General features: G+C 64.2%; 19 protein-coding genes. 8 read left to right on the top strand and 11 right to left on the bottom strand.

The features are described from left to right. The first annotated feature begins 16 nt into the window (after positions 1–16). Complete coding sequence (locus tag OUZ45_RS20770; RefSeq protein ID WP_323137541.1) at positions 17–1,378, top strand: 3-oxoacid CoA-transferase; 1,362 nt, start codon at positions 17–19, stop codon at positions 1,376–1,378. A 60-nt stretch (positions 1,379–1,438) separates the two neighbouring features. Here the strand turns inward: OUZ45_RS20770 and OUZ45_RS09490 are convergent, their stop codons facing one another. The 3 genes from OUZ45_RS09490 to OUZ45_RS09480 all read right to left on the bottom strand — a co-directional run bounded on the left by OUZ45_RS09490 (position 1,439) and on the right by OUZ45_RS09480 (position 3,960). Beyond that, a complete protein-coding gene (locus tag OUZ45_RS09490) occupies positions 1,439–2,419 on the bottom strand; it encodes a sensor histidine kinase (RefSeq protein ID WP_266169771.1) in 981 nt (326 codons plus the stop codon). A gap of 29 nt (positions 2,420–2,448) precedes the next feature. Then, the gene (locus OUZ45_RS09485; protein WP_266169770.1) at positions 2,449–3,171 is read right to left on the bottom strand and encodes a response regulator transcription factor; all 723 of its coding nucleotides are present in this window, start codon (positions 3,169–3,171) and stop codon (positions 2,449–2,451) included. Between the two features lie 159 nt (positions 3,172–3,330). Beyond that, positions 3,331–3,960 carry an arylesterase gene (locus OUZ45_RS09480; RefSeq protein WP_266169768.1) on the bottom strand — a complete coding sequence of 210 codons (630 nt, stop codon included), beginning with the start codon at positions 3,958–3,960 and terminating at the stop codon, positions 3,331–3,333. Here OUZ45_RS09480 and OUZ45_RS09475 point away from each other — a divergent pair. The 4 genes from OUZ45_RS09475 (at position 3,959) to OUZ45_RS09460 (ending at position 8,986) form a co-directional block, all read left to right on the top strand. Further along, positions 3,959–4,678, top strand: coding sequence for an ABC transporter ATP-binding protein (locus tag OUZ45_RS09475; RefSeq protein ID WP_266169766.1), 720 nt, complete (start codon positions 3,959–3,961; stop codon positions 4,676–4,678). The two genes, OUZ45_RS09480 and OUZ45_RS09475, sit on opposite strands and share 2 nt — an antisense overlap. After that, complete coding sequence (locus OUZ45_RS09470) at positions 4,675–7,158, top strand: ABC transporter permease (RefSeq protein WP_266169765.1); 2,484 nt, start codon at positions 4,675–4,677, stop codon at positions 7,156–7,158. The genes OUZ45_RS09475 and OUZ45_RS09470 overlap by 4 nt, the downstream gene beginning before the upstream one ends. An 80-nt stretch (positions 7,159–7,238) precedes the next feature. Then, positions 7,239–7,868, top strand: coding sequence for a glutathione S-transferase family protein (locus OUZ45_RS09465; RefSeq protein ID WP_266169764.1), 630 nt, complete (start codon positions 7,239–7,241; stop codon positions 7,866–7,868). Continuing rightward, positions 7,865–8,986 (top strand): SLC13 family permease, encoded by a 1,122-nt coding sequence (locus tag OUZ45_RS09460; RefSeq protein WP_266169762.1) that lies wholly within the window; start codon positions 7,865–7,867, stop codon positions 8,984–8,986. The genes OUZ45_RS09465 and OUZ45_RS09460 overlap by 4 nt, the downstream gene beginning before the upstream one ends. 4 nt (positions 8,987–8,990) lie before the next feature. On the opposite strand, the gene OUZ45_RS09455 is transcribed toward OUZ45_RS09460, so the two are convergent. The 6 genes from OUZ45_RS09455 to OUZ45_RS09430 form a co-directional block, all read right to left on the bottom strand. Beyond that, on the bottom strand, positions 8,991–9,764 hold the full coding sequence (locus OUZ45_RS09455; protein ID WP_266169761.1) for a DUF4097 family beta strand repeat-containing protein: 774 nt from the start codon (positions 9,762–9,764) through the stop codon (positions 8,991–8,993). 404 nt (positions 9,765–10,168) lie between these two features. Further along, positions 10,169–10,984: a nucleoside triphosphate pyrophosphohydrolase gene (gene mazG / locus OUZ45_RS09450; protein WP_266169760.1), complete on the bottom strand. Its 816-nt coding sequence runs from the start codon at positions 10,982–10,984 to the stop codon at positions 10,169–10,171. Further along, positions 10,977–11,807: a 3'(2'),5'-bisphosphate nucleotidase CysQ gene (gene cysQ / locus OUZ45_RS09445; RefSeq protein ID WP_266169759.1), complete on the bottom strand. Its 831-nt coding sequence runs from the start codon at positions 11,805–11,807 to the stop codon at positions 10,977–10,979. Before cysQ ends, mazG begins: the two co-directional genes overlap by 8 nt. Next, entirely contained in the window at positions 11,804–12,361 is a 558-nt protein-coding gene (gene nudE / locus OUZ45_RS09440) for an ADP compounds hydrolase NudE (protein ID WP_266169758.1), read from the bottom strand. The genes cysQ and nudE overlap by 4 nt, the downstream gene beginning before the upstream one ends. Further along, on the bottom strand, positions 12,361–13,146 hold the full coding sequence (locus OUZ45_RS09435) for an inositol monophosphatase family protein (RefSeq protein WP_266169757.1): 786 nt from the start codon (positions 13,144–13,146) through the stop codon (positions 12,361–12,363). Before OUZ45_RS09435 ends, nudE begins: the two co-directional genes overlap by 1 nt. A gap of 10 nt (positions 13,147–13,156) precedes the next feature. Further along, complete coding sequence (locus OUZ45_RS09430; protein ID WP_266169756.1) at positions 13,157–13,966, bottom strand: type II secretion system protein N; 810 nt, start codon at positions 13,964–13,966, stop codon at positions 13,157–13,159. A 66-nt stretch (positions 13,967–14,032) separates the two neighbouring features. Between OUZ45_RS09430 and OUZ45_RS09425 the strand changes: the two genes are divergently transcribed. Then, complete coding sequence (locus tag OUZ45_RS09425; protein WP_266169755.1) at positions 14,033–15,400, top strand: adenosylmethionine--8-amino-7-oxononanoate transaminase; 1,368 nt, start codon at positions 14,033–14,035, stop codon at positions 15,398–15,400. A gap of 158 nt (positions 15,401–15,558) precedes the next feature. Here the strand turns inward: OUZ45_RS09425 and OUZ45_RS09420 are convergent, their stop codons facing one another. Further along, positions 15,559–15,909 (bottom strand): hypothetical protein, encoded by a 351-nt coding sequence (locus OUZ45_RS09420; protein ID WP_266169753.1) that lies wholly within the window; start codon positions 15,907–15,909, stop codon positions 15,559–15,561. A gap of 170 nt (positions 15,910–16,079) precedes the next feature. On the opposite strand from OUZ45_RS09420, the gene OUZ45_RS09415 reads away from it, so the two are divergent. After that, on the top strand, positions 16,080–16,814 hold the full coding sequence (locus OUZ45_RS09415) for a 16S rRNA (uracil(1498)-N(3))-methyltransferase (protein WP_266169750.1): 735 nt from the start codon (positions 16,080–16,082) through the stop codon (positions 16,812–16,814). A gap of 74 nt (positions 16,815–16,888) precedes the next feature. Here OUZ45_RS09415 and OUZ45_RS09410 read toward each other — a convergent pair whose 3' ends face one another. Beyond that, positions 16,889–17,752, bottom strand: coding sequence for a DNA ligase (locus OUZ45_RS09410; RefSeq protein ID WP_266169749.1), 864 nt, complete (start codon positions 17,750–17,752; stop codon positions 16,889–16,891). Positions 17,753–18,129: 377 nt separating this feature from the next. On the opposite strand from OUZ45_RS09410, the gene OUZ45_RS09405 reads away from it, so the two are divergent. After that, entirely contained in the window at positions 18,130–21,174 is a 3,045-nt protein-coding gene (locus OUZ45_RS09405; RefSeq protein ID WP_266169748.1) for a TonB-dependent receptor domain-containing protein, read from the top strand. Positions 21,175–21,288: the final 114 nt, after the last annotated feature.

Here is a 21,288-nt window from a genome sequence, read left to right as displayed (position 1 = left end):
GCAAGAAGGCATCGCAATGGACAAGGTTTATGCAAACGCGGCACAGGCGCTGGACGGTCTGCTGTTCGACGACATGACCCTCGCTGCTGGCGGCTTCGGCCTCTGCGGCATTCCCGAAAGCCTGATCGCCGCGCTGCTCGCGGCGGGCACCAAGGGGCTGACCATCGTCGGCAACAATGCCGGCGTGGACGATTTCGGCATGGGCCCGCTGCTGAAGACGCGCCAGGTGAAGCGCGTGTACGCCTCTTACGTAGGCGAGAACAAGGAATTCGAGCGCCAGGTGCTGGCCGGTGAGCTGGAGCTTCACCTGGTACCGCAGGGTACGCTGGCCGAAAAACTGCGTGCTGGCGGTGCAGGCATCCCGGGCTTCTACACGCGCACCGCGTTCGGCACCAAGCTGGCCGAGGGCAAGGAAACCAAGCTATTCGACGGCAAGGAATACGTGCTGGAGGAAGCCATCCACGCCGACGTCTCCATCGTGAAGGCGTGGAAGGGCGATCGCCTTGGCAACCTGGTGTTCCGCAAGACCGCACGCAACTTCAATCCAATGATCGCCACCTGCGGCAAGATCTGCGTGGCTGAGGTGGAAGAATTGGTCGAAGTCGGCGCACTGGCACCGGACCAGATTCACGTGCCGGGCATCTATGTCGATCGCATCATCCAGGGGCCGTCGTACGAGAAACGCATCGAGTTCCGCACGGTTGCCGGCGCCAACACCGGCAAGGAAAGCCCGATCCGCACCGCCATGGCGCAGCGCGCCGCGAAAGAGCTGCAGGACGGCTTCTACGTCAACCTCGGCATCGGCATCCCGACCCTGGTGGCCAACTACATTCCGGACGGCATCGACGTGACCCTGCAGTCGGAGAACGGCCTGCTCGGCATCGGCCCGTTCCCGGACGACACCAACGTCGACCCGGACCTGATCAACGCCGGCAAGCAGACCATCACCACCCTGCCCGGCTCCAGCTTCTTCTCCAGCGCCGATTCGTTCGCGATGATCCGCGGCGGCCATATCGACCTGTCGATTCTTGGTGGCCTGGAAGTGTCGTGCCACGGCGACCTCGCTAACTGGATGGTGCCCGGCAAGATGGTGAAGGGCCCGGGCGGCGCGATGGACCTGGTCAGCGGCGTGAAGCGTGTGGTGGTGCTGATGGAGCACAACGCGAAGGACGGCTCGCCGAAGATCAAGGATCAGTGCGACCTCCCGCTTACCGGCAAGCAGGTGGTGGACCTGATCATCACCGACCTGTGCGTGTTCGAAGTCGCCAAGGGCCAGGGCCTGACCCTGATCGAACTGCAGGAAGGCGTGACCGTGGATGAAGTGAAGGCGAAAACCGGCTGCGATTTCACCGTGTCGCCGAAACTGCAGGCGGCTTGAAGCTTTAGCTTTGTAGGAGCGCACCCTGTGCGCGGCCTCGGTCGCGCACAGGGTGCGCTCCTACATGTTCGCGGGAAGGGGTTGCGGGAAGCGGATGCGCGCAATGTGTTGACGTCCATCGCGCGTCTGCAACTCCAACGGCCACGCGAAGCGCTCGCTGATGCGCTGCGCAATCGCCAGCTCAAACCCGTGACGGTCAGCCTTGTCGGCACTGGCATCGATGCGATTGGTCACCGTCACTGCACCAGGCAGCACCGTGACCACGATGGTGCCCTGCTCGGCCTGCTGGCAGGCGTTGCGAATCAGCTGCCAGCACAGCACGGAGAAGACCCGCGGCGATCCATGCAGGGCGAAGCGCGCAGGCTCATCCAATTGCAAAGTGATCGGCCGCCCCTCCAGCAACTCGCGGGCGTCGTGCAGCTCACACGCCAGCACTTCGTTGACAATGAAATCCTCTTCGGTGAGACCTTTGTCGGATTCGCGCGCAAGAATCAGCAAGGCCTCGACCAGCGCTTCCATTTCACGCGTGGCGCGCTTGATCCGTTGCACTGAGCGCTGACCAAACTCGCCCAGCGCCGGCTCATCGGCCAGCATGTCAGCGGACATCTTGATCACTGTGAGCGGGCTGCGCAGTTCATGACTGGCGTCGCGGGTGAAGTTGCGCTCGCGCTCGTTGTAGCCGGCGATGCGGCTCGCGAAGCCGTACAGGACTTCCGCCAGCACGGCCACGTCGGCATCGGTGCGACGCGACAACTGGCCGGGTTGCCAATCGCCCAGGTCTGGCCTGCGTTCGTCCCAGGTCTTCACCGCCTTGGCCAAACGGCGCACTTGTTTCCACTGTCGCCTCGCGGCGAGCCAGGTAAGCACGCTGATCGCTGCGACGAGCGGCAACACCAGGCTCAGCGGCGCGATGTCGTAGATGCCCAACAGGCATGCCGCCACCATGGCCACCAGTTGCAGCCCGAAAATCCATGCCATGCGGCGATGGAAAGCGCCGCGGCGAAACGCATCCGTCGCTGTCGAAAAAAACCGGGAAATCATCGTTACTTCATGACGGCATCTCGCGTCGGTCAGGTGGCGGAAGCCACTTCCGATTCGAGATCGGCCAGGCGATAGCCTGCAGAGTGGATGGTATGCAGCAGCTGCCGATCGAACGGTTTGTCGATCACGCGGCGCAGGTTATAGAGATGCGAGCGCAAGGTGTCCGAGTCCGGCAACGTGTCGCCCCAGATCTCGCGCTCGATGTCGCGCCGGCTCACCACACGCGGCGATTCGCGCATCAGGATCGCCAGCAGCTTGAGACCGATCGGCGACACCGTAAGCTCCTGCCCGCTGCGCACCAACCGCAGCGTGGCGGTATCCAGCGTCATATCGCCCACCGTGAGTATTTCGGTGGACACCTGACGGCGGTCCCGCCGGATCAACGCGCGCAGCCGCGCTTCCAGCTCGCGCACTTCGAACGGTTTCACCAGGTAATCGTCGGCACCAGCTTCCAGGCCGACCAGCTTGTCGTCCAGCGTGTCGCGCGCCGTCAGCATCAGCACCGGGGTGGATTTCTTTGCCTCCTTGCGCAGCTTGCGGCAGGCCTCCAGGCCATCCATGCCGGGCAACATCAGATCGAGCACGACTACGTCGTAGCTGTTGGAAACAGCCAGGTGCAAACCGCTGACACCATCAGCAGCGTAGTCGACCGAGTAACCCCGGCGCTCCAGGAATTCACCCACCATCTCGGCGATCTGGCGGTTGTCTTCCACCAGCAAAATCAGACCGGATTGTTCGTCACGTGAACTCATCCCTACCTCCGCGGCTGATCTTCACATAAGTGAAGGCTAACTGTGTGCGGGGTGAGGAGTATGTGAAGACGCCTTCACCACGGCCCATACAGGCGCAGGAACTGCCACATGGTCGTCATTCCGGCAAAGGCCGGATGACGGTTTCGCGGCGCGAGACTCTTAGGGCGCCCCATCCTTCACCCGCAGCAACGGCCGCAGGCCACCCCACACGTTATCCAACACCCGGGGCTCCCCCGCCGCCCTGGGATGCAGGCCATCGTCCTGCATCAGCGTGGGATCGAGGGCGACCCCATCCAGCAGGAACGGCACCAGCCCCGTACGCTTTTGCTTGGCGAGTTCCGCATAAACCGCTCGCAGGCCGTCGCGGTACTGCGGGCCGTAGTTCACCGGCAGCTCGATGCCCAGTAGCAGCACCCTGGCGCCGGCATGCTGCGCGGCATCGATCATGCTGGCCAGGTTGTCGCGCAGGGCCGGCAGCGGCAGGCCGCGCAAGCCGTCGTTGGCGCCCAGTTCGATCACCACCACGCCCGGCTTGTACTTTGCGAGCAGCGCCGGCAGACGATTGCGGCCGCTGAGCGAGGTTTCGCCGCTGATGCTGGCATTGATCGCCGTCCAACCCGGCTCCATCTCGCCTAGACGTACTTCCAGCAGGTGCACCCAGCCTTGTTCCGTCGCAATGTTGTGCGCAGCGGACAGCGAGTCGCCCAAGACCAGCACGACCTTCGATGGCGCAGCCTGCGTGGCGCCCATGCAACACAACAACAGCAGCAGCCCAAGGATACGACGCATGAGTGACTCTTCTCCCGCGGTGGTCGGTAATGTTCTTCTTGATGCACGCGATGTTAGCAAGTCGGTGCGCGGCCCCGAGGGGCAGCTGGACATTCTGCGCGGCGTGACTCTGCAGGTGCAGACTGGCGAGAGCTTTGCCATCGTCGGCGCCTCCGGCTCCGGCAAGACCACGCTGCTGGGCCTGCTGGCCGGGCTGGATACGCCCAGCAGCGGGCATATCGCGTTGGACAACCATGCGCTGGAGCAGATGGACGAGGAGGCGCGCGCCGATCTGCGCCGGCGCCTGGTCGGCTTCGTCTTCCAATCGTTTCACCTGCTCCCCGCGCTGACAGCGGAAGAAAACGTGATGTTGCCGCTGGAGCTGGAAGGCAGCGACGACGCTCGCAGCCGCGCACGCGCCGCACTGGATGCTGTCGGCCTGACGCCACGCCGACGCCACTACCCAGCGCAACTCTCCGGTGGCGAGCAGCAACGCGTGGCGATCGCCCGCGCCTTCGTGCATGGGCCGCGCCTGCTGTTCGCGGACGAGCCGACCGGCAACCTCGATCAGCGCACCGGTCATCATGTGAGCGACCTGCTGTTCGCGCTGAACCACGATCACCGCACCACCCTGGTGCTGGTCACGCACGATCCCCTACTGGCAGAGCGCTGCGCCCGCCGCGTGGAGCTGCACGAAGGTCGCGTCGTCACCCGTGGCGCTGCGGAGTTGACCATATGAGGCTGCTGCGCCTCGCCCTGCGCAGCCTGCGCCGCGAATGGCATCTACCGGAATTGCGCACCCTGGCGGCTTCCATGACGCTGGCGGTGGTCGCGCTCGGCGTGGTCGCAACCCTGGCCACGCGCATCGAGCGCGGCATGCTGGCCAATGCGGCGGAGTTGATCGGCGGTGATCTCGGCATCGCCTCGCCGCAGCAACTGCCGGCGGACTATGCAGCACAGGCGCACCAGCGCGGCCTAGCCATCTCACACGGCGCCGGCTTTCCCAGCGTGGCGTTCGCGCACGAGCAGAGCCAGCTGCTGGATGTACAGGCCAGCGATGCGGCCTATCCGCTGCGCGGCAAGCTGGAGCTGCGCCGTGCGTCGCAAGGCGATGTCATCGGCCACGGCCCGGCGCCGGGCGAGGTGTATCTCGATCATCGCGCCTTGGTGGCGCTCGCACTGAAAGCCGGCGATCACGTGCAGCTCGGTGGTCGCGACCTGCTCATCGCCGCCGAACTGCTGCGCCAGCCGGATGGCGGCGAACTGTTCGCGCTGGCGCCGCGCGCCATCATGAATCTCGCGGACGCCGAACAGGCCGGCCTGCTCGGCACGGGCAGCCGGGCGCGCCATCGCTTGCTGGTCGCTGGTGGTCCCGCCGAGGTGAGCCGCTGGCGGACCTGGGTGCAAACGCAGGCGTTGCCGCAAGGCGCCGAACTGATCACCCCCGAACAGACACAGGAGCGCATGCGCTCGGCCTTCGATCGTGCCAGCGCTTTCCTGCGGCTCACGGCCCTGCTGTCCGCGTTGCTGGCCGGCGTCGCCATTGCGCTGGCCGCGCAGCGCTACGCGCGACGCAAGACCAACGAAGTCGCTCTGTTACGCGCACTCGGCACGCCGCGCCGACGCGTACTCGGCTTGCTGCTCGGTACGCTGGGTGCGCTGGCCCTGCCCGCATCACTGCTCGGCATGCTGATCGCGCTCGGCATCGCTCAGGCCGCCTGGGCCTTTGCCAGCACCTTGTTCACCAGCGTGCCGGTGGCGCTGCCGCTAGGGCCGGCGTTCGCCGCCGCGGCCATGGGCGTGGCGGTGTTGGTCGGCTTTGCGTTGCCGCCGCTGGCGCGTCTGGCCGAAGTGCCGCCCGTCGCCGTATTTCGTGAAAGCATGGCGCGCCGCGTGCGGCGCTTCGATGCGCTGTATCTGATCCCGGTGGCAGTCGCCCTGGTGCTGATCTGGAGCCAAAGCGGATCGGCACGCATGGCCGGCATCCTCGCTGTCAGCCTGGTCGGCGTCGCCGCGGTGGCCGCGCTGCTGGCGGCCGTGATGCTGTGGGTAGCGCGCCATGTCGCCCCGGGGGCGCATCCTGCGCTGCGCTTAGGCTTAGCCGCCCTGGCCCGTCGGCGCGGCATGAGCCTGCTGCAGGCCACGGCGCTCAGCCTCGGCCTGGTCGCCCTCTTGCTGCTGGCGATCGTCGCACCGGCCTTGCTGGAAGGCTGGCGACGCGAACTCCCCGCCGACACACCGAACTGGTTCGTGCTGAACCTGCAGGACGACCAGCGGCCCGGCTTCGAGCAGTCGCTGGCCAGCATCGGCGGCCAGCAACTCAACATGCTACCGCTGGCCGTGGGCAAGCTGATGGCGATCAACGGCCATCCGATCGGCCAGCTCAGTTTCAAGGACGAGCGCGCCAAGGACTGGGCCGACCGCCAGCTACGCCTGTCCTGGGCCAGCGACCTGCCGCCCTCCAACCAGGTCATCGCCGGCACCTGGCCGGGTCCGCAGCCGGCTCAGCCGGAGATCTCCATCGACACCATGTGGCGCGACATGTTTGCGCTGAAGGTGGGCGACACCATGAGCTTCAGCGTCGGCGAAGGCACCATCGACGCCAAGGTGGGCAGCATCCGGCAGGTGGACTGGAGTTCGTTCCGCGTCAACTTCTTCCTGCTGCTGGACCCCGCCCACGCCAGCGAGCTGCCGCATACCTGGATCGCCAGTTTCTACGTGCCGCGCGGGCATACCGAATCGCTGGCCAAGCTGTCGCGCGACTACAGCAATCTCAGCCTGATCGACGTCGACGCCTTGCTCGATCGCGTGCGCGAAATCGTCGACCGCGTCAGCCATGCCGTGCGCTGGGTGCTGGGCTTCAGCCTGCTGGCTGGCGCCCTGGTGCTGGCCGCCGCCCTCGCCGCCAGTGCCGCCGAGCGCCGCCATGAAGCCGCCCTGCTGCGCACGCTGGGGGCGCGCCGCGCGCAGCTACGCGCTGCAGCCGCCTGTGAGTTCGCCTTGCTCGGTCTGGTGGCTGGCCTGACCGCCGCCTTCGGTGCCGCCGGCACCGGGTGGTGGCTGGGACGCGCGGTGTTCCACATCGAAGGCTTCGTGCCGCCGTTGGGGCCGCTGGTGCTGTCCGCGCTCGGCGCTGCCACGGTGGTGATGTTGCTGGGGCTGGCCGGTACCCGAAAGGTGACGCGGACATCGCCGATGCGATTGCTGCGGGAAGGATGACCCACCCGCAGGCGCCCAGTGAACATGCATTCTCGCGACAAATATTAAGATCGGCGCCTCACCGCTCACTGAAGGCGCCCATGTACACCCTTTACTACTCCCCCGGCACCGCCAGCATGGTTGTCCACCTGGCCCTGCTCGAAATCGGCGCGCCTTACCAACTCGAACTGGTCGACTTCGAAAGCAAGGCTCAGCGCGACCCCACCTATCTCAAGCTCAATCCCATCGGACAGGTGCCGACGTTGGTAATCGACGGCCATCCGCGCATCGAATCGGCGGCGCTGCTGATGATGCTGGCTGAGCGTCACCCCAAGGCGAAGCTGATTCCGCCGGTGGGCGCACCCGAACGCGAGCAGTGGCTGCAATGGGTGGTCTATCTGAGCAACACCTTGATGTCGACCTATCGCCAGTGGTTCTACCCCGCGGAGCTTGGCAACGAAGAGCACCTGCCGGAAATACGCACCGCCCTGCAACGCAAGATCGAAAGCGTGTGGGACCACCTCGAGGCGCATCTGGCCACCAACGGTCCCTATCTGCTGGGCGCGGAGTTCTCCGGCGCCGATCTCTTGCTGACCATGCTGATGCGCTGGTCGCGCAACATGCCGCGCCCGGTCACGGAATGGCCCGCGCTGAAGCGCCTGGCCGAGCTGGTGCGCGCACGTCCCAGCTGGAAAAAGCTCTACGAACTCGAAGGGCTCACCGAGTGGTGAACCACCGCGCGAGTTGGCGACAGCACCTCAAGAACGAGTGGCTGCTGCTCGCCTTCGCGCTACTGGCTGTGCTGCTGGCGGTGATCGATCCCCGCCCGCTCTCCGATCACCAGCGCTGGCTGCAAGGGCCGACGCTGGCCGGTCTGCTTGGTCTGCTGGTCGCGATCCAGGGCATCCGCGACAGCGGTCTGGTGCAGCACATGGCCGGTGCGCTGGTAGCTCGCGCGCATTCGCAACGGGTGATCGGCCTGCTATTGGTGACGATCACCGCGTTGTTGTCGATGGTGCTGACCAATGACGTCAGCCTGTTCCTGATCGTGCCGATGACCGTCGCCATCGGCGGCATCTCCAACCTGCCCGTGCTGCGCATGGTGATTCTGGAAGCGCTGGCGGTAAATGCGGGCTCCACCCTCAGCCCCATCGGCAACCCGCAGAACCTGCTGCTATGGCAGTACGTGCAGCTGCCCTTCGTGAAATTCGTCGCCGCGATGCTGCCGGTCGCAGCCACCATGTTCGCGCTGGTCGCGCTGCTCACCTGGTGCTGGCTGCCGAAGGATCGCGTGACGCTTCACGCGGAGCAGATCGACGGACATCCGGTGTCCGCGACGCAAGCCATCCTCTCCATCGTGGCGCTGCTGATGATGGTGCTGATGATGGAACACGGCCACGCGCTACTGGGCGCCGCGTTGTTGCTGCTGCCGTTCGCGCTGCTGGACTGGCGCTTGCTGGCCCGCGTCGACTGGCTGCTGCTGGCGACATTCGCCGCCATCTTCCTTGGCCTAGGACATGTAGCCGAGCTGCCGCTGATGAAACGCGGGCTGGACCTGATCGATTTCAATCAGCCGATGAATCTCTATGTCAGCGGCATCGTGGCGTCGCAGCTGATCAGCAACGTGCCCGCCACCGTACTGCTGATGGAACACACGCCGGACGCGATCGCACTTACCGTCGCGGCGAACGTAGGCGGCTTCGGCGTGGCGATCGGTTCGTTGGCCAACCTCATCGCGCTGCGCCTGGCGAAACAGCCGCAGGGTTTGCGGCTGTTCCACCTCGTATCGATTCCGTTCCTGCTGGTGTGCGCGCCAATCACCTATCTGGTGTGGCGCTGGCTGAGTTGATCGGTCAGTCGTTATCGCGCGGCACGTTGACCTTGCCGCGCACGCCGGAGTGGCTCACATCGCCACTGCCCTTGGCACCGAGGCTGAGATCGCCAGCCACTTCACGCACGTTGAGATCGCCGGAACCCAGGGTATCGGCGCGCACATTGCCACCAACGCGCGACAGCGCGACATCACCCGATCCGATACTGCCGACACGGACGTCTCCCTTGATGTCCTGCGCCTTGAAATCGCCCGAGCCGACCGCGCCGAGATCGAGGCTGCCGATCTCGCTGGCGTCGAGGTCGCCCGAACCGACACTCGCCGAGAGCGGCCCGGCGATCTTGTTGACATGCAGGTCGCCCGAGCCGACATGGGCGTCCAGACGCTGCAGGCCTGCGGCCCATGCATCACCCGAACCGACATTGAGCGTTACCGGCAAGCTGGCCGGCACCTTCAGGTTGAGCTCCAGGTTCGTGTAGGAGCGCCCCATCAGGTTGAACATGATGTGGCCTTTGCCACCGGCTTCGACGATCAGCGTGTCCCCTTCGCGGCGCTGGGTGACCACCAGGTCGTCCAGCAGCTTCTGATCGGAGGCGCAGGCGCGGCCAGTGAGCTCGCCACCCTTGGCACTGGGGTCGCCGCTGAGGTGCAGCTCGTGGCTGCGCAGATCGATCTGTAGCGACTTCACGCCCGCAAGGTCGAGCTGAAGATTGCGCGGCGCCTGGTACTTGCAGTCGTCATGAGCCTGCGCAACGAGCGGAGCCAGCAGCAGGGTGGCAAGAAACAGATGGCGCATGGTGAAGCTCCTGATGAACGGTCAAGGCTGTGATGCAGGCCGTGCGCAAAAGGTTGCAAGCCCGACAGCGCGGGTCAACCGCCATTCGACAAGGGCGTTGTGAGTCGGAACGCCCCTGGATCGACGACTCACATATTCAGATAACGAGAAGGGAGTCACAGCAGGCGCTGTGGGCCCAGGCAGCGTGATGGAACTTCAAGGCGCGAGGACCCCAGACCTCGCGCCTTCTTTGTCTCGGCGGCAGGCCAGGCGCGAGTAGGAGCGCACCCTGTGCGCGAAAACCAGGTGGCAGCAGCGGCATATGAAGCAGAGCGCGGCCCTATCGGGCGGCTTCGCCGTGCAAACCGGCAGTCCTGCCGGTTTGTCGCCCACAGGGTGGGCTCCTACCGAGGCTGCGCGCCGCGCTAGCCGGCCGCTGTTTCGCGGCGCTTCGCTTGTTGCCACAGCGCTTCCTGGTCATCCAGGCTCCGCTCGGGCAAGGGTGTGCCCTCGCCAGCCGCGATAGCCTCCATCTCACGGAAGCGCCGTTCGAACTTCGCATTCGCATGACGCAATGCCTGCGAGAAATCCACGCCCGCATGCCTCGCCAGGTTCACCACCACGAACAACACATCGCCAATTTCGTCCTGCAAACGCGCCGGATCGGCGCCCGTGGCGAATTCGACGCGAACTTCTTCGACTTCCTCAGCGAGCTTGTCCAACACCGGTTGCGCATCGGGCCAGTCGAAACCGACTTTGGCCGCGCGTTGCTGCAGCTTCAATGCACGCTTCCACTCCGGCAGGCCGCGTGAAACGCCGGCCAGCGCGCTGTCGTCACGCTGCTCGCCTTTGGCGGCATGCTCTTCGGCTTTGATGGCTTCCCACGCTTCTTTCTGCGCTTCGACATCGTCATAGCTCACGTCGCCGAACACATGCGGGTGGCGACGGATCATCTTGTCGCTGATGGCGTGCGCCACATCGGCGAAGTCGAACAAACCCGCCTCCTTCGCCATCTGCGCATGGAACACCACCTGCAGCAGCAGATCGCCCAACTCGTCACGCAGGTCGTGCCAATCCTTGCGGTCGATCGCGTCGGCCACTTCGTAGGCTTCCTCGATGGTGTACGGCGCGATGGTGGCGAAATCCTGCTGCACATCCCACGGGCAACCACGCTGCGGATCGCGCAAGCGGGTCATGATGGCAAGCAGATCGTCGAGGCTATGTTTGGTGATGTCAGTCATGAGGTTCTATCTCGGCCGCCTGCAAGCGCGCTGCCCAATCGATGTCCATGTCGCCTACGGCGAGGAATTCGGGATTGATCAGCGAATCGTGGCGGTTGTAGCGCAAAGGTCGGCCAGCAAGATCGAGCACCGCACCACCCGCGGCTTCGAGTACGCATTGCGCCGCGGCGGTATCCCATTCGCTGGTGGCACCACGACGCAGATAAATATCCGCGTCGCCGCGCGCCAGCAGGCAGAACTTGAGCGAGGAACCCAGCGGTGATTCGAGATAGCCGTCGCCCAATAGCTCTTGCAGCAAGGCGGCGCCATAGCTGCCGTGCGAGCGGCTGCCCGCCACCACCGGCGGGTTGGCGAGCGGCCGCGTGGCGATGCGCGCCCAGACAGCCGATGCGCCTGCCTGAAGCCATGCGCCGGCACCGCGTTCGGCGGCGTACAAGTCGCCGGTGACCGGCGCCAGCACCACGCCAAGCACGGGTTCGTGCCGGTCGATCAGCGCGATATTGACGCTGAACTCGCCGTTGCGCTTGATGAATTCGCGTGTGCCATCGAGCGGATCGACCAGCCAGTAACGCGACCATTCCCGGCGCTGCGCCCAGGGCGCGACGCGCGACTCTTCGGAAAGCACAGGCAGCGACTCGTCGAGCTGCGCCAGGCCAGCCACGATGACGCGCTGTGCAGCGAGGTCGGCCGCCGTCACCGGCGAGTGGTCCGCCTTGCGCTGCACGTCGAAGTCCTGGCTATAAACCTCAAGAATCGCCTCGGCCGCTTCGCGCGCCATGGCGCTGATCTGTTGCAGCAGCGGCGAGATAGGCAAGTCGCTCATGCCGGCTTGAAGCGGCCGGCAAGGTATTCGCGAGCCATGAACAAGGCGGCGATGGAACGCCCTTCAGTCACGTCGTCGCGGGCGATCAGCTCGTGCAGATCGGCCAGCTTCCAAGGCACTACTTCCAACTCTTCCGGCTCATCGCCTTCCAGGCGCTCGGGATAGAGATCCTGCGCCAGCACCACATGCGCCATATGCGTCATGTACGAAGGCGACAGCGACAGGTTATGCAGGATCTTCAACTGGCGCGCGCCGTAGCCGATCTCTTCCTTCAATTCGCGATCCGCGCCCTGCTCGGCCGTTTCGTCCTGATCCAGCCGCCCTTTGGGCAGACTCAGTTCGTAGCGGCCCACACCCGCACCGTACTCGCGCACCAGCAGTACGGTTTCGTGGTCCAGCATGGGTACGATGATCACCGCGCCCAAGCCGCCGCCTTTCAAGCGTTCGTAGGTGCGGCGTTCGCCGTTGGAGAACTCCAGATCGAGCTGCTCGACACGCAGGAAATGGCTGTCGTGCACGTCGCGGGTGGCATGGATGATCGGTGGTTTGCGCATCACGCCATTCTAGCGCGCAAGCGGGCCAGAGCCTGGGCATGTAGCGCGGGTGCGCCAGCCAGTACGCTTTGGGAGTCCAAGGTGAGCGGCTGGCCGTCCAAATCGGTGAACACGCCGCCCGCCTCGCGCACGATCACAGCCAGGGCCGCCACGTCGAGAATGTTGACGTCCGACTCGATCACCAGATCCAGACCACCGCGCGCCAGCAGGTGGTAATGACAGAAGTCGCCATAGCCGCGGATGCGGTTGCTGTCGCGAATCAGGGCGCCCAGTTCGTCCCAACGAGCATCGCGGGTAAGCGATTTGATGTTGCCGGTGGAGATCGACGCCTGCGCCATCGCCTCGGTAGCCGCCACATGCATGCGCTCGCCCTCGAACCAAGTGCCGCCACCGGCGCTGGCCCACAGGGTTTCGCCGTAGACCGGCGCGCTCGACACGCCCAGCACCAACTCGCCGTTGTGCATCAGGGCGATCTGGGTGGAGAAGAACGGCGTACGCCGCACGAAGCTCTTGGTGCCGTCGAGCGGATCGACCAGCCACAGCAAGTTCTGCGTGCCGCCATCGTGGCCGAACTCTTCGCCGAAGATCGCCGCCTCGGGCAGCGCCTCATGCAGCACCTTGCGAATCGCCAGCTCGGCCTCGCGATCGGCGACCGTGACAGGCGTGGCGTCGCTTTTCAGCTCCACCTCGACACCGCGCCGCCAGTAATGACGGATCACTTCACCGGCGGCTTCCGCCGCTTCGCGTGCCGCATGCAAAGCCACTGAAAGATTCAGCGAACTCATGGATTCCCCATCATGGATGCTCTTTGGAGGGATGTTCTTTGGAGGGACGTTCTTTAGACGAGCCGGCAGCGATGCCGCCCCTGCGTTTTAGATGCATGGTGCCGTCCGCGCCCATGGGACCGAAACCGGCAAGCCATTGGCTCAGGGCGGGATCGGGCTGGCGGGGTTTGGCCTTGATGTCGTAGTGCCAGCCCAGCGGGCTAAGGTCGAACTGGCCGGCGAGCTGCAGCGGTCCGTTCCCGTCGTCCTGCAAGCTGCCTTGGACCACACCGCCCTCGCCGCTCGCCTGCAACTGCAGGTTACCGAAATCAAGCGTGCGATCCTGACCCAGCAGTTGCGCGCCATTCCAATGCGCCTGGGCGTCGAGTTCCACCGGCCAGCGGCCCTGCAGCACCGCACGGCCGCCGTCGATCGCCAACGTGCCGCGCAGGCGGGTGCCCTGTGGCAAGAAGCGTTCAGTGAGCGCAACCAGGTCGCTTTCGACATGCAGCTGACTCCACTCCACACGCTGCGCGTCGAGTTTCCGCATCTGCCCGCTGAAATGCCCCGCCGGCCCGACCAGTGCCAGGCCAAGCTGGGTGTCGCCCAGCAAGGCGCGCCGCGAAAGCTGCCAGTCCAGCCGGCCCAGATCGTCGCCGTGGACGGCCAACAACTTGTCGGCATGGCCCTGCCACAAGGTCCCGCTTACCCCTTCCAGCCGCAGGCCGTGCAGCCGCGCTTCCAGCTGCGGCTTGACCCAGCGCGCCGGTAGAAATGCGACCAGCAAGGCGGCAAGCAACAGCAGGGCGACAAAGGCCAATACGGCGCGCGACCGGTTCAAACGGGGGGACTCCTTAAGGGATGGACGGGCTTGAGCAGCCAGGCGCCAAACAACGATCATAACCGGATGACCCCCAACGAAAGCCGCAACCGCGCCCTCGCCGCGCGCGATCTACGCCACCTGTGGCACCCCTGCACCCAGATGCACGACCACGCCGGCACGGTGCCGATGTTGCCCATCGTGCGTGGCGAAGGCGCCTGGCTGATCGACGCCGATGGCCGCCGCTACCTGGACGGCATCAGCTCGTGGTGGACCAACCTGTTCGGCCATGCCAATCCGCGCATCGGCGCCGCGCTGAAGCAGCAGCTGGACACGCTGGAGCATGTGATCTTCGCCGGCTTCACCCACGAGCCGGCCATCGAACTGGCCGAGCAACTGGTGCAGGTCACGCCGGCTGGGCTGGACCGTGTCTTCCTGGCCGACAACGGCTCAGCGGCCATCGAAGTGGCGCTGAAGATGAGCTTCCACTACTGGCTCAACCAGGGCCACGGCGAAAAGACCCGCTTCATCGCACTCACCGGTAGCTACCACGGCGAAACCCTGGGCGCGCTCTCGGTGAGCGATGTCGCGCTCTACCGCAAAACCTATGCGCCGCTGCTGCTCACTCCCATTCTCGCGCCCTGCCCCGACACCTACGAAGCCGAGCCCGGCGAAAGCCCCGAAGCCTGCGCGCAACGTCGATTGGGCGAACTGCGTGCACTGCTGGAACGCCACGCCCACGAAACCTGCGCGGTGATCGTGGAACCGTTGGTGCAATGCGCCGGCGGCATGCGCATGTTCCACCCGGCCTACCTCACCGGCCTGCGTGCGTTATGCGACGAGTACCAGGTGCATTTCATCGCCGACGAGATCGCCGTGGGGTTTGGCCGCACCGGCACGCTGTTCGCTTGCGAACAGGCCAACGTCTCGCCCGACTTCATGTGCCTGTCGAAAGGACTCACCGGCGGCTTCCTGCCCTTGTCGGCGGTGCTCACCACCGCATCCGTCTACGAGGCGTTCTACGCCGAATACAACGCGGGCAAGGCCTTTCTGCATTCACACAGCTACACCGGCAACCCGCTGGCCTGCCGCGCCGCCCTGGCCACCTTGCAGATCTTCCGCGAAGAACCGGTGCTGGAACGCAACCGCAAACTTGCGGCTCACCTCGCGACACGGCTCGCGCCCCTACGCGATCATCCGCATGTCGCCGACGTGCGACAGACCGGCATGATCGCTGCGGTGGAACTGGTGCGCGACAAAACCACACGCCAACCCTTTGCCGCCGAAGAGCGTCGCGGATTGCGCGTCTACCTGCATGGCCTGGAAAACGGCGCGGTGCTGCGGCCGCTGGGTAACGTCATCTACTTCATGCCGCCCTATGTGGTCACGGAGCAAGAGATCGATCTGCTGGTGGATGTTGCTATCGCCGGTATCGAGCGTGCTGTGGCTGACTGAGACTCATGAGAGCGTGAAGGGTGTCGCAAGGGCTTACCCCCTCCCAGCCTCCCCCTGCAAGCAAGGGGAGGAGCTAAGAGCTAGCGACGACCTGCTCCCTCCCTTGCTTGCAGGGGAGGGCTGGGGAGGGGTAAAGCTCTTGCGACAACGCTCCGCTCTCAATGCCCGCGCGTAGAAATACTCGGATCAAGCTTCTCCAGCGCCGGCCCAAGATTCCGCTCACCGGTACGATCCAAATCGTCCTTGGAGTAAACCCGCCCAGCGACCGGCAAACACTTCCCTTTCTTCGCCTTGATCATGCTGCCCGTCTCGCGAAGGCAGTTGCGGTCATCCGCCTTGACGGCTGACTTGTTGTCGACCTTGGCGTTACCGGGCGCGGGCGTATAAGAACTGGTCTCCAGGCCTTCGACCGCGTGCGTGCGTGCATCGGTCGGCGTGCTCTGTGCAAAAGCGCTGGCGCTACCGAGCGCCACCATCAATGTGGTGGCAACAATGACTGGCTTGAACATGACATCGAACCTCATGAGATGCCGTGGGGGCAGGCATTCATCATGCTGCGCCTGATGCGCCATCCCGGCAACGGCCAGCGCCCGGACATCTCGCAAAAATTCAGCTTCGCCACCGCCTCGGCTATCCTCACTGCCTTTCCTGAACGTTTTTGCAGAGCCGCTGAACCGCCATGCGCATCATCCGTATCTACGTTGATCAACCACTCGCCTCCGGCACGGAACTGAACCTGCCGAGCCAGGCCGGCGAGCACGTTGCACGCGTGCTGCGCATGGTCGTGGGCGACGAATTGACCCTGTTCAACGGCGACGGCCACGACTACCCAGCCACCCTTACCGCCGTGGGCAAGCGCGAGGTGAGCGTGCACGTGCAATCCGCCCAGCCGGTCGATAACGAATCGCCCCTGCGCCTTACGCTCGCCCAGGGCGTCGCCCGCGGCGAAAAGATGGACCTGATCGTGCAGAAGGCCACCGAGCTAAGCGTCGCCCGCATCGTGCCCCTGCTCACCGAACGCTCCGAAGTGAAACTCGATGCGAGTCGCGCCGAGAAACGTCTTGCGCACTGGCGCGCCGTCGCTGCCAGCGCTTGCGAACAAAGCGGACGCGCTCGCGTGCCTGAAGTGACACCGGCGCAACCACTGGAATCGTGGCTGCGTGGACTGGACAGCAACGGTGCACTACGACTGGCTCTGTTGCCAGAGGGCACCGTGCAGGCACGCCATCTGCGTTTTGACGCCGCCGCCGGCATCTTGGTCGTCGGCCCCGAGGGCGGCCTGGGCGAGCGAGACACCGCAGCGCTCAGCGCCGCCGGCTTCGAAGGCCTGCGCCTGGGTCCGCGCATCCTGCGCACAGAAACGGCGGGCCTTGCTGCATTGGCGGCGCTGCAAGCTCTGCATGGCGACATCTAGCCACCCACCTACTGACTATTCATTCGCCTCGAGCGGCTCGCATTTCTAATGCCCCCGGCTCTGCCGGGAGACACTTACTCTCGAACCCGCAAGAAACTCGCAAAACGCGGCTTACCGGTCGATGTCGTTCCGCGATACCGATAGGTCACCTGGCTCCCAACTGCCGGCGGATGACGACGCTGTTCATCGGTAAATCCGGTGCCAAGACGGAACCGCGTTCCATCAGGCATCTCCACCAACAGCGCGCCCATCATGCCGGTGTACTTTCCCTTGCCGGGCAAATGCGCAACAACGCGAGCCTCGGTGTCTTCATACGGTTTGAATTTCAGCAAATCGTCGCTGCGGATGGCGCGGTACAACGATGCCCCGCGATGCAATATCAAGCCTTCACCGCCGTTTTTAATCACTCGATTGAGTTGCGCCTTCAGCGCGGCATCGTCGGCAACCTTGTATTGCTTCACCGCTTGCACCCATGGAACGTCCAGCTGAGTCATCAGCAGATTGAGCGCCGGAATGCGTTCGTCGAATGTCCCGGGATGCGCCGGCAGATCGAACACCATAAAGCGAATACGCCGCCACGCCGTATCGTCAGCGGGCTCCTGGCGAATGGTGGCTGATGCGACCTCGAACTTCCCGCGCCCGGCCCAAAGCTCACCATCCATCGGTGTCTTAGGCCAGTGCGCGGTAAACCACGCAGGCGGATGGATCGTCGCGCCGCTGCGCGTAAGAAGCTTCTCGCCGTCCCAGTAGCCGCGCACACCATCATATTTTTCGCTGACCCAATACTCATCGAGTTCGACACCCTCGTGATAGACATTCGCCAACATCACGGGTGCCGATGCCGTGTTGCTGGCAGCCTTACCGATCGGACTGATGAGCAGCCCGACTTGTATCAAGAGTGTGCAAAAAATGCGGGGCCATCGAGCGAATCGCTGCATGACGTTTCCTTGTCCATATCCAAGCCCAGGTTAACGGGTCGGAGGCTGAGATTTCCCCACGTTTGGAGCTTTCATTTCGGCAACGCCCCCCCGCGCCAGAATAGTTTCAATAGTAATTTAACTTTTAGTTGACAGAGCCGCGATCGCTCTCTTACGTTTAGTTTCGTTTTCTTGGCTGGGTCCGGTTAGTAAGGGACTAACTGACCCAAGCCTTCAGGGGAGGGCTGCCGCGAAAACGACCTAGCGCTCGTCGGAGGAATTCCCGGTGGGACGGGAATGGGACATCGGCGAGATTTCTTGATGGTTATGCGCCAGCCGGACCTAGTGCCGGCGGCATGGCTTAGTGCGGCCCAAACCATGGGCTGATGGGGGATTCAATGAATTTTCGTCTGATAAGTCGCGGCCAACTGCCGCGGCGCTCTAGTCTCGTGCTCGCCCTGATGATGAGCTTGACCGGCACCACCGCCTACGCACAGTCCACCACGGGTTCGATCTTCGGCCAGGCCGAGCCGGGCGACACCGTGACCGTCGCAGGCCCCACTGGCCTGACGCGCCAAGTGCCGGTCGACGCTACCGGCCGCTATCGCATCACCAACCTGCCGCTAGGCAGCTATACCGTCACCCTGCAGAAGAACGGTGCGACAGTCGACATCCGCAAGGATGTCGGCCTGACCGTCAACGCGGGTACGGAAGTCAGTTTTGCCGCCGCTGCCAATGCCTCGTCGCTCTCGGCCGTGACCGTAACGGCAAGCTCATTGCCGGCGATCGACGTGTCCCAGGTGGACTCGCGCATGGTGGTCACCGCCCAACAGCTAGCCAGGCTACCGCTGGCGCGCAGCGCCGAGGCCATCGCCCTGCTCGCTCCCGGCGTGGTCAGCGGCAGCGGTTATTTCAGCGGCCAGGGGACGGGGTCGTCGGTGGTCTCGTTCGGTGGTTCGTCGGTGGCCGAGAACGCCTATTACATCAACGGCTTCAATGCGAGCGACCCGCTGAAGAACCTCGGCGGTATTGGCCTGCCCTACGGCGTCATCGACCAGCAGGAGGTCTACACCGGTGGCTATAGCGCCATGTACGGCCGTTCCGACGGTGGCGTGATCAGCCAGGTCGGCAAGCGCGGCAGCAACGAATGGCATTTCGGCGGACAGATGACTTGGGCGCCGCGGTTTCTGGCCAGCGATCCCGAGAACATCTACTACCCGTCACAGACCCTGCCCACGGGGTACAGCTATACCGATCCGACCTTGCCCGGCACGATTTACCGCAGGCGCAAGGACAACACCAGCTGGAACACCACTTACAGCGCCTACGTCGGCGGTCCGCTGATCAAGGACAGGCTGTTTATGTTCATCGCTGCGGAAGCCGACCGCCAGGAAGGCAAGTCCACCGCGGCAGTCGACGCGAGCAACGTAGCCAATACCGAATACAAGTATTCGAGACCCAAGTACTACGCCAAGCTGGACTGGAACATCACCGATTCCAACATCCTTGAGCTGACCACGATCTCGAACAAGACCCATTACAGCGGTGTGCGCTACGCCTACAACTACGCCACCGATACGCAAGGCGCGGTCTCAGGCTATGACACCAGCCATAAGACCGGCAGCGATATCTACATCGCCAAGTACACGGGCTACATCACGGATGACCTGACGGTGTCGGCCACCTACGGCCAGAACCATGCGGTGGATTACTCGGTGACTCCGGGTTTGAGCACGACGCTGCCGTATCTCGGCAGTGTGAATCGACAGGACCCGTTGATCACCGGCGGCACGCCGATCAGAGACGGTGTCAGCACCTATTCGATCACCTCGCCGGATGCGCACGACCGCACGCATGGCCTGCGCCTGGACGTCGAATACAAGCTGGGCAGTCACCAGCTGACCGCCGGCATCGACAACATGCACTTCATCGCGCACCACGAAGGCCAGGCCATGGGTGGCCCGGGCTATGCGTGGTACTACGGCCATGCCGGCAGGCCGGACGTGCCGCTGGACCCGACCAACGGCGTGGGCGCCCCAGGCGGTCGCGGCTACTACGTGTCCAAGTTGATCTTCAGCACTTCCACCAGCATGCAGGTGGACCAGAAAGCGCAGTACCTGGAAGACCGCTGGCAGGTTAACGATCACCTGCTGCTCAGCCTGGGTATCCGCGACGACAAGTTCACCAACCTCAACAGCGCCGGTCAGGCCTATGTCACGAACAAGAACCAGTGGGCGCCGCGTCTGGGCTTCAGCTGGGACGTGTACGGCGACTCCACGCTCAAGGTATTCGGCAATCTAGGCCGCTATTTCCTTGCGCTTCCCAATAGCGTGGCGATCCGCGGCGCCTCTCCGTCGACCTATACGAACGAGTACTTCACTTACACGGGTATCGACGCGACCGGCTCGCCGACCGGCTTGAAGCCGTTCGGCCCGGGCCCGGTGTCGGGCGACGGCGAGACCGGCAAAGTTCCGGACCCCAAGACGGTGGCAGCGAAAGGCCTGAAGGCGGAATACCAGGACGAGGCCATCCTTGGTTTCAGCAAGACTCTGGGTCCGCAGTGGGTCACCGGCGCCAAAGTGACGGTGCGCAAGCTGGAGTCCGCCATCGACGACGTCTGCGACTTCAATTCAGTCGGTGCCAAGGCGCAGGCCATGGGCATCGATCCGGCCAAGGTCAACTTCCCGTCCAGCTGCTTGCTGTTCAACCCGGGCCGCACCAACACCTTCCTGTTGTCCAACGTCACCGGCGGTGGCTACACCTCGGTGCAAATGAGCATGAAGGACTTCGGCTTCGACCAGAAAGGTGCCAAGCGTAAGTACTACGCGCTCGACCTGTTCCTGGAGCACCCCTTCGATGGCAAATGGCAGGGTCGCGTGGACTACACGTTCTCGCGCAGTTACGGCAACACCGAAGGCCAGGTGCTTTCGACCATCGGCCAGGACGACATCTCCAAGACGCAGGATTGGGACTTCGCCGCGCTGATGGTGGGCAGCAACGGCGTGCTGTCGAATGACCGCACGCACCAGATCAAGGCCAGCGGCAGCTACCAGGTCTCGCCGGAATGGATGGTGTCGGGTGCACTGCGCGTTGTCTCGGGTGCGCCAAAGGCTTGCATGGGCTACTTCGGTGCGAACGAAGCCGACCCGTCCAGCTATGGTTCGTCCTACCACTCCTGCGCTGGCAAGATCAGCCCGATCGGCAGCAACGGCCGCATGTCGTGGACCAAGAAGCTGGACCTCAATGTGGAATACCGTCCGGCGTTTGCGGACCACAAGCTGGCCTTCAGCCTCGCTGTGTTCAACGTACTGAACGAGCGCAAGGCGGTACAGAACGAGGCAACGTACGAAAGCTCGCAGTACACCGTGTCCAACACCTACAACCGGGGTGTGTACTTCGAATCGCCGCGTTACGCCCGCATGGCGGTGTCATACGACTTCTAAGCGATGGCTTCGAGGTTCCCAAGAAAGGAGAAGCCGCCGGTGAACCCGGCGGCTTTTTTCTTGCACGGCCACTACCCCTCGGCCTGGAGCACGCTGAATTTTTTACCCGAGAGG

The organism is Dyella subtropica, from assembly GCF_026283965.1.
GTDB classification, from domain to species: domain Bacteria; phylum Pseudomonadota; class Gammaproteobacteria; order Xanthomonadales; family Rhodanobacteraceae; genus Dyella_D; species Dyella_D subtropica.
The sequence above is the reverse complement of the archived record's forward strand: the minus strand, read 5'-3'. Positions and strand labels throughout refer to the sequence as shown.

Coding starts and splice junctions, on each gene's coding strand:
- OUZ45_RS20770 (WP_323137541.1), top strand. CDS start 17: ATGGACAAGGTTTATGCAAACGCGGCACAGGCGCTGGACGGTCTGCTG.
- OUZ45_RS09490 (WP_266169771.1), bottom strand. CDS start 2,419: ATGATTTCCCGGTTTTTTTCGACAGCGACGGATGCGTTTCGCCGCGGC.
- OUZ45_RS09485 (WP_266169770.1), bottom strand. CDS start 3,171: ATGAGTTCACGTGACGAACAATCCGGTCTGATTTTGCTGGTGGAAGAC.
- OUZ45_RS09475 (WP_266169766.1), top strand. CDS start 3,959: ATGAGTGACTCTTCTCCCGCGGTGGTCGGTAATGTTCTTCTTGATGCA.
- OUZ45_RS09480 (WP_266169768.1), bottom strand. CDS start 3,960: ATGCGTCGTATCCTTGGGCTGCTGCTGTTGTTGTGTTGCATGGGCGCC.
- OUZ45_RS09470 (WP_266169765.1), top strand. CDS start 4,675: ATGAGGCTGCTGCGCCTCGCCCTGCGCAGCCTGCGCCGCGAATGGCAT.
- OUZ45_RS09465 (WP_266169764.1), top strand. CDS start 7,239: ATGTACACCCTTTACTACTCCCCCGGCACCGCCAGCATGGTTGTCCAC.
- OUZ45_RS09455 (WP_266169761.1), bottom strand. CDS start 9,764: ATGCGCCATCTGTTTCTTGCCACCCTGCTGCTGGCTCCGCTCGTTGCG.
- mazG (WP_266169760.1), bottom strand. CDS start 10,984: ATGACTGACATCACCAAACATAGCCTCGACGATCTGCTTGCCATCATG.
- cysQ (WP_266169759.1), bottom strand. CDS start 11,807: ATGAGCGACTTGCCTATCTCGCCGCTGCTGCAACAGATCAGCGCCATG.
- nudE (WP_266169758.1), bottom strand. CDS start 12,361: ATGCGCAAACCACCGATCATCCATGCCACCCGCGACGTGCACGACAGC.
- OUZ45_RS09435 (WP_266169757.1), bottom strand. CDS start 13,146: ATGAGTTCGCTGAATCTTTCAGTGGCTTTGCATGCGGCACGCGAAGCG.
- OUZ45_RS09425 (WP_266169755.1), top strand. CDS start 14,033: ATGACCCCCAACGAAAGCCGCAACCGCGCCCTCGCCGCGCGCGATCTA.
- OUZ45_RS09420 (WP_266169753.1), bottom strand. CDS start 15,909: ATGTTCAAGCCAGTCATTGTTGCCACCACATTGATGGTGGCGCTCGGT.
- OUZ45_RS09415 (WP_266169750.1), top strand. CDS start 16,080: ATGCGCATCATCCGTATCTACGTTGATCAACCACTCGCCTCCGGCACG.
- OUZ45_RS09410 (WP_266169749.1), bottom strand. CDS start 17,752: ATGCAGCGATTCGCTCGATGGCCCCGCATTTTTTGCACACTCTTGATA.
- OUZ45_RS09405 (WP_266169748.1), top strand. CDS start 18,130: ATGAATTTTCGTCTGATAAGTCGCGGCCAACTGCCGCGGCGCTCTAGT.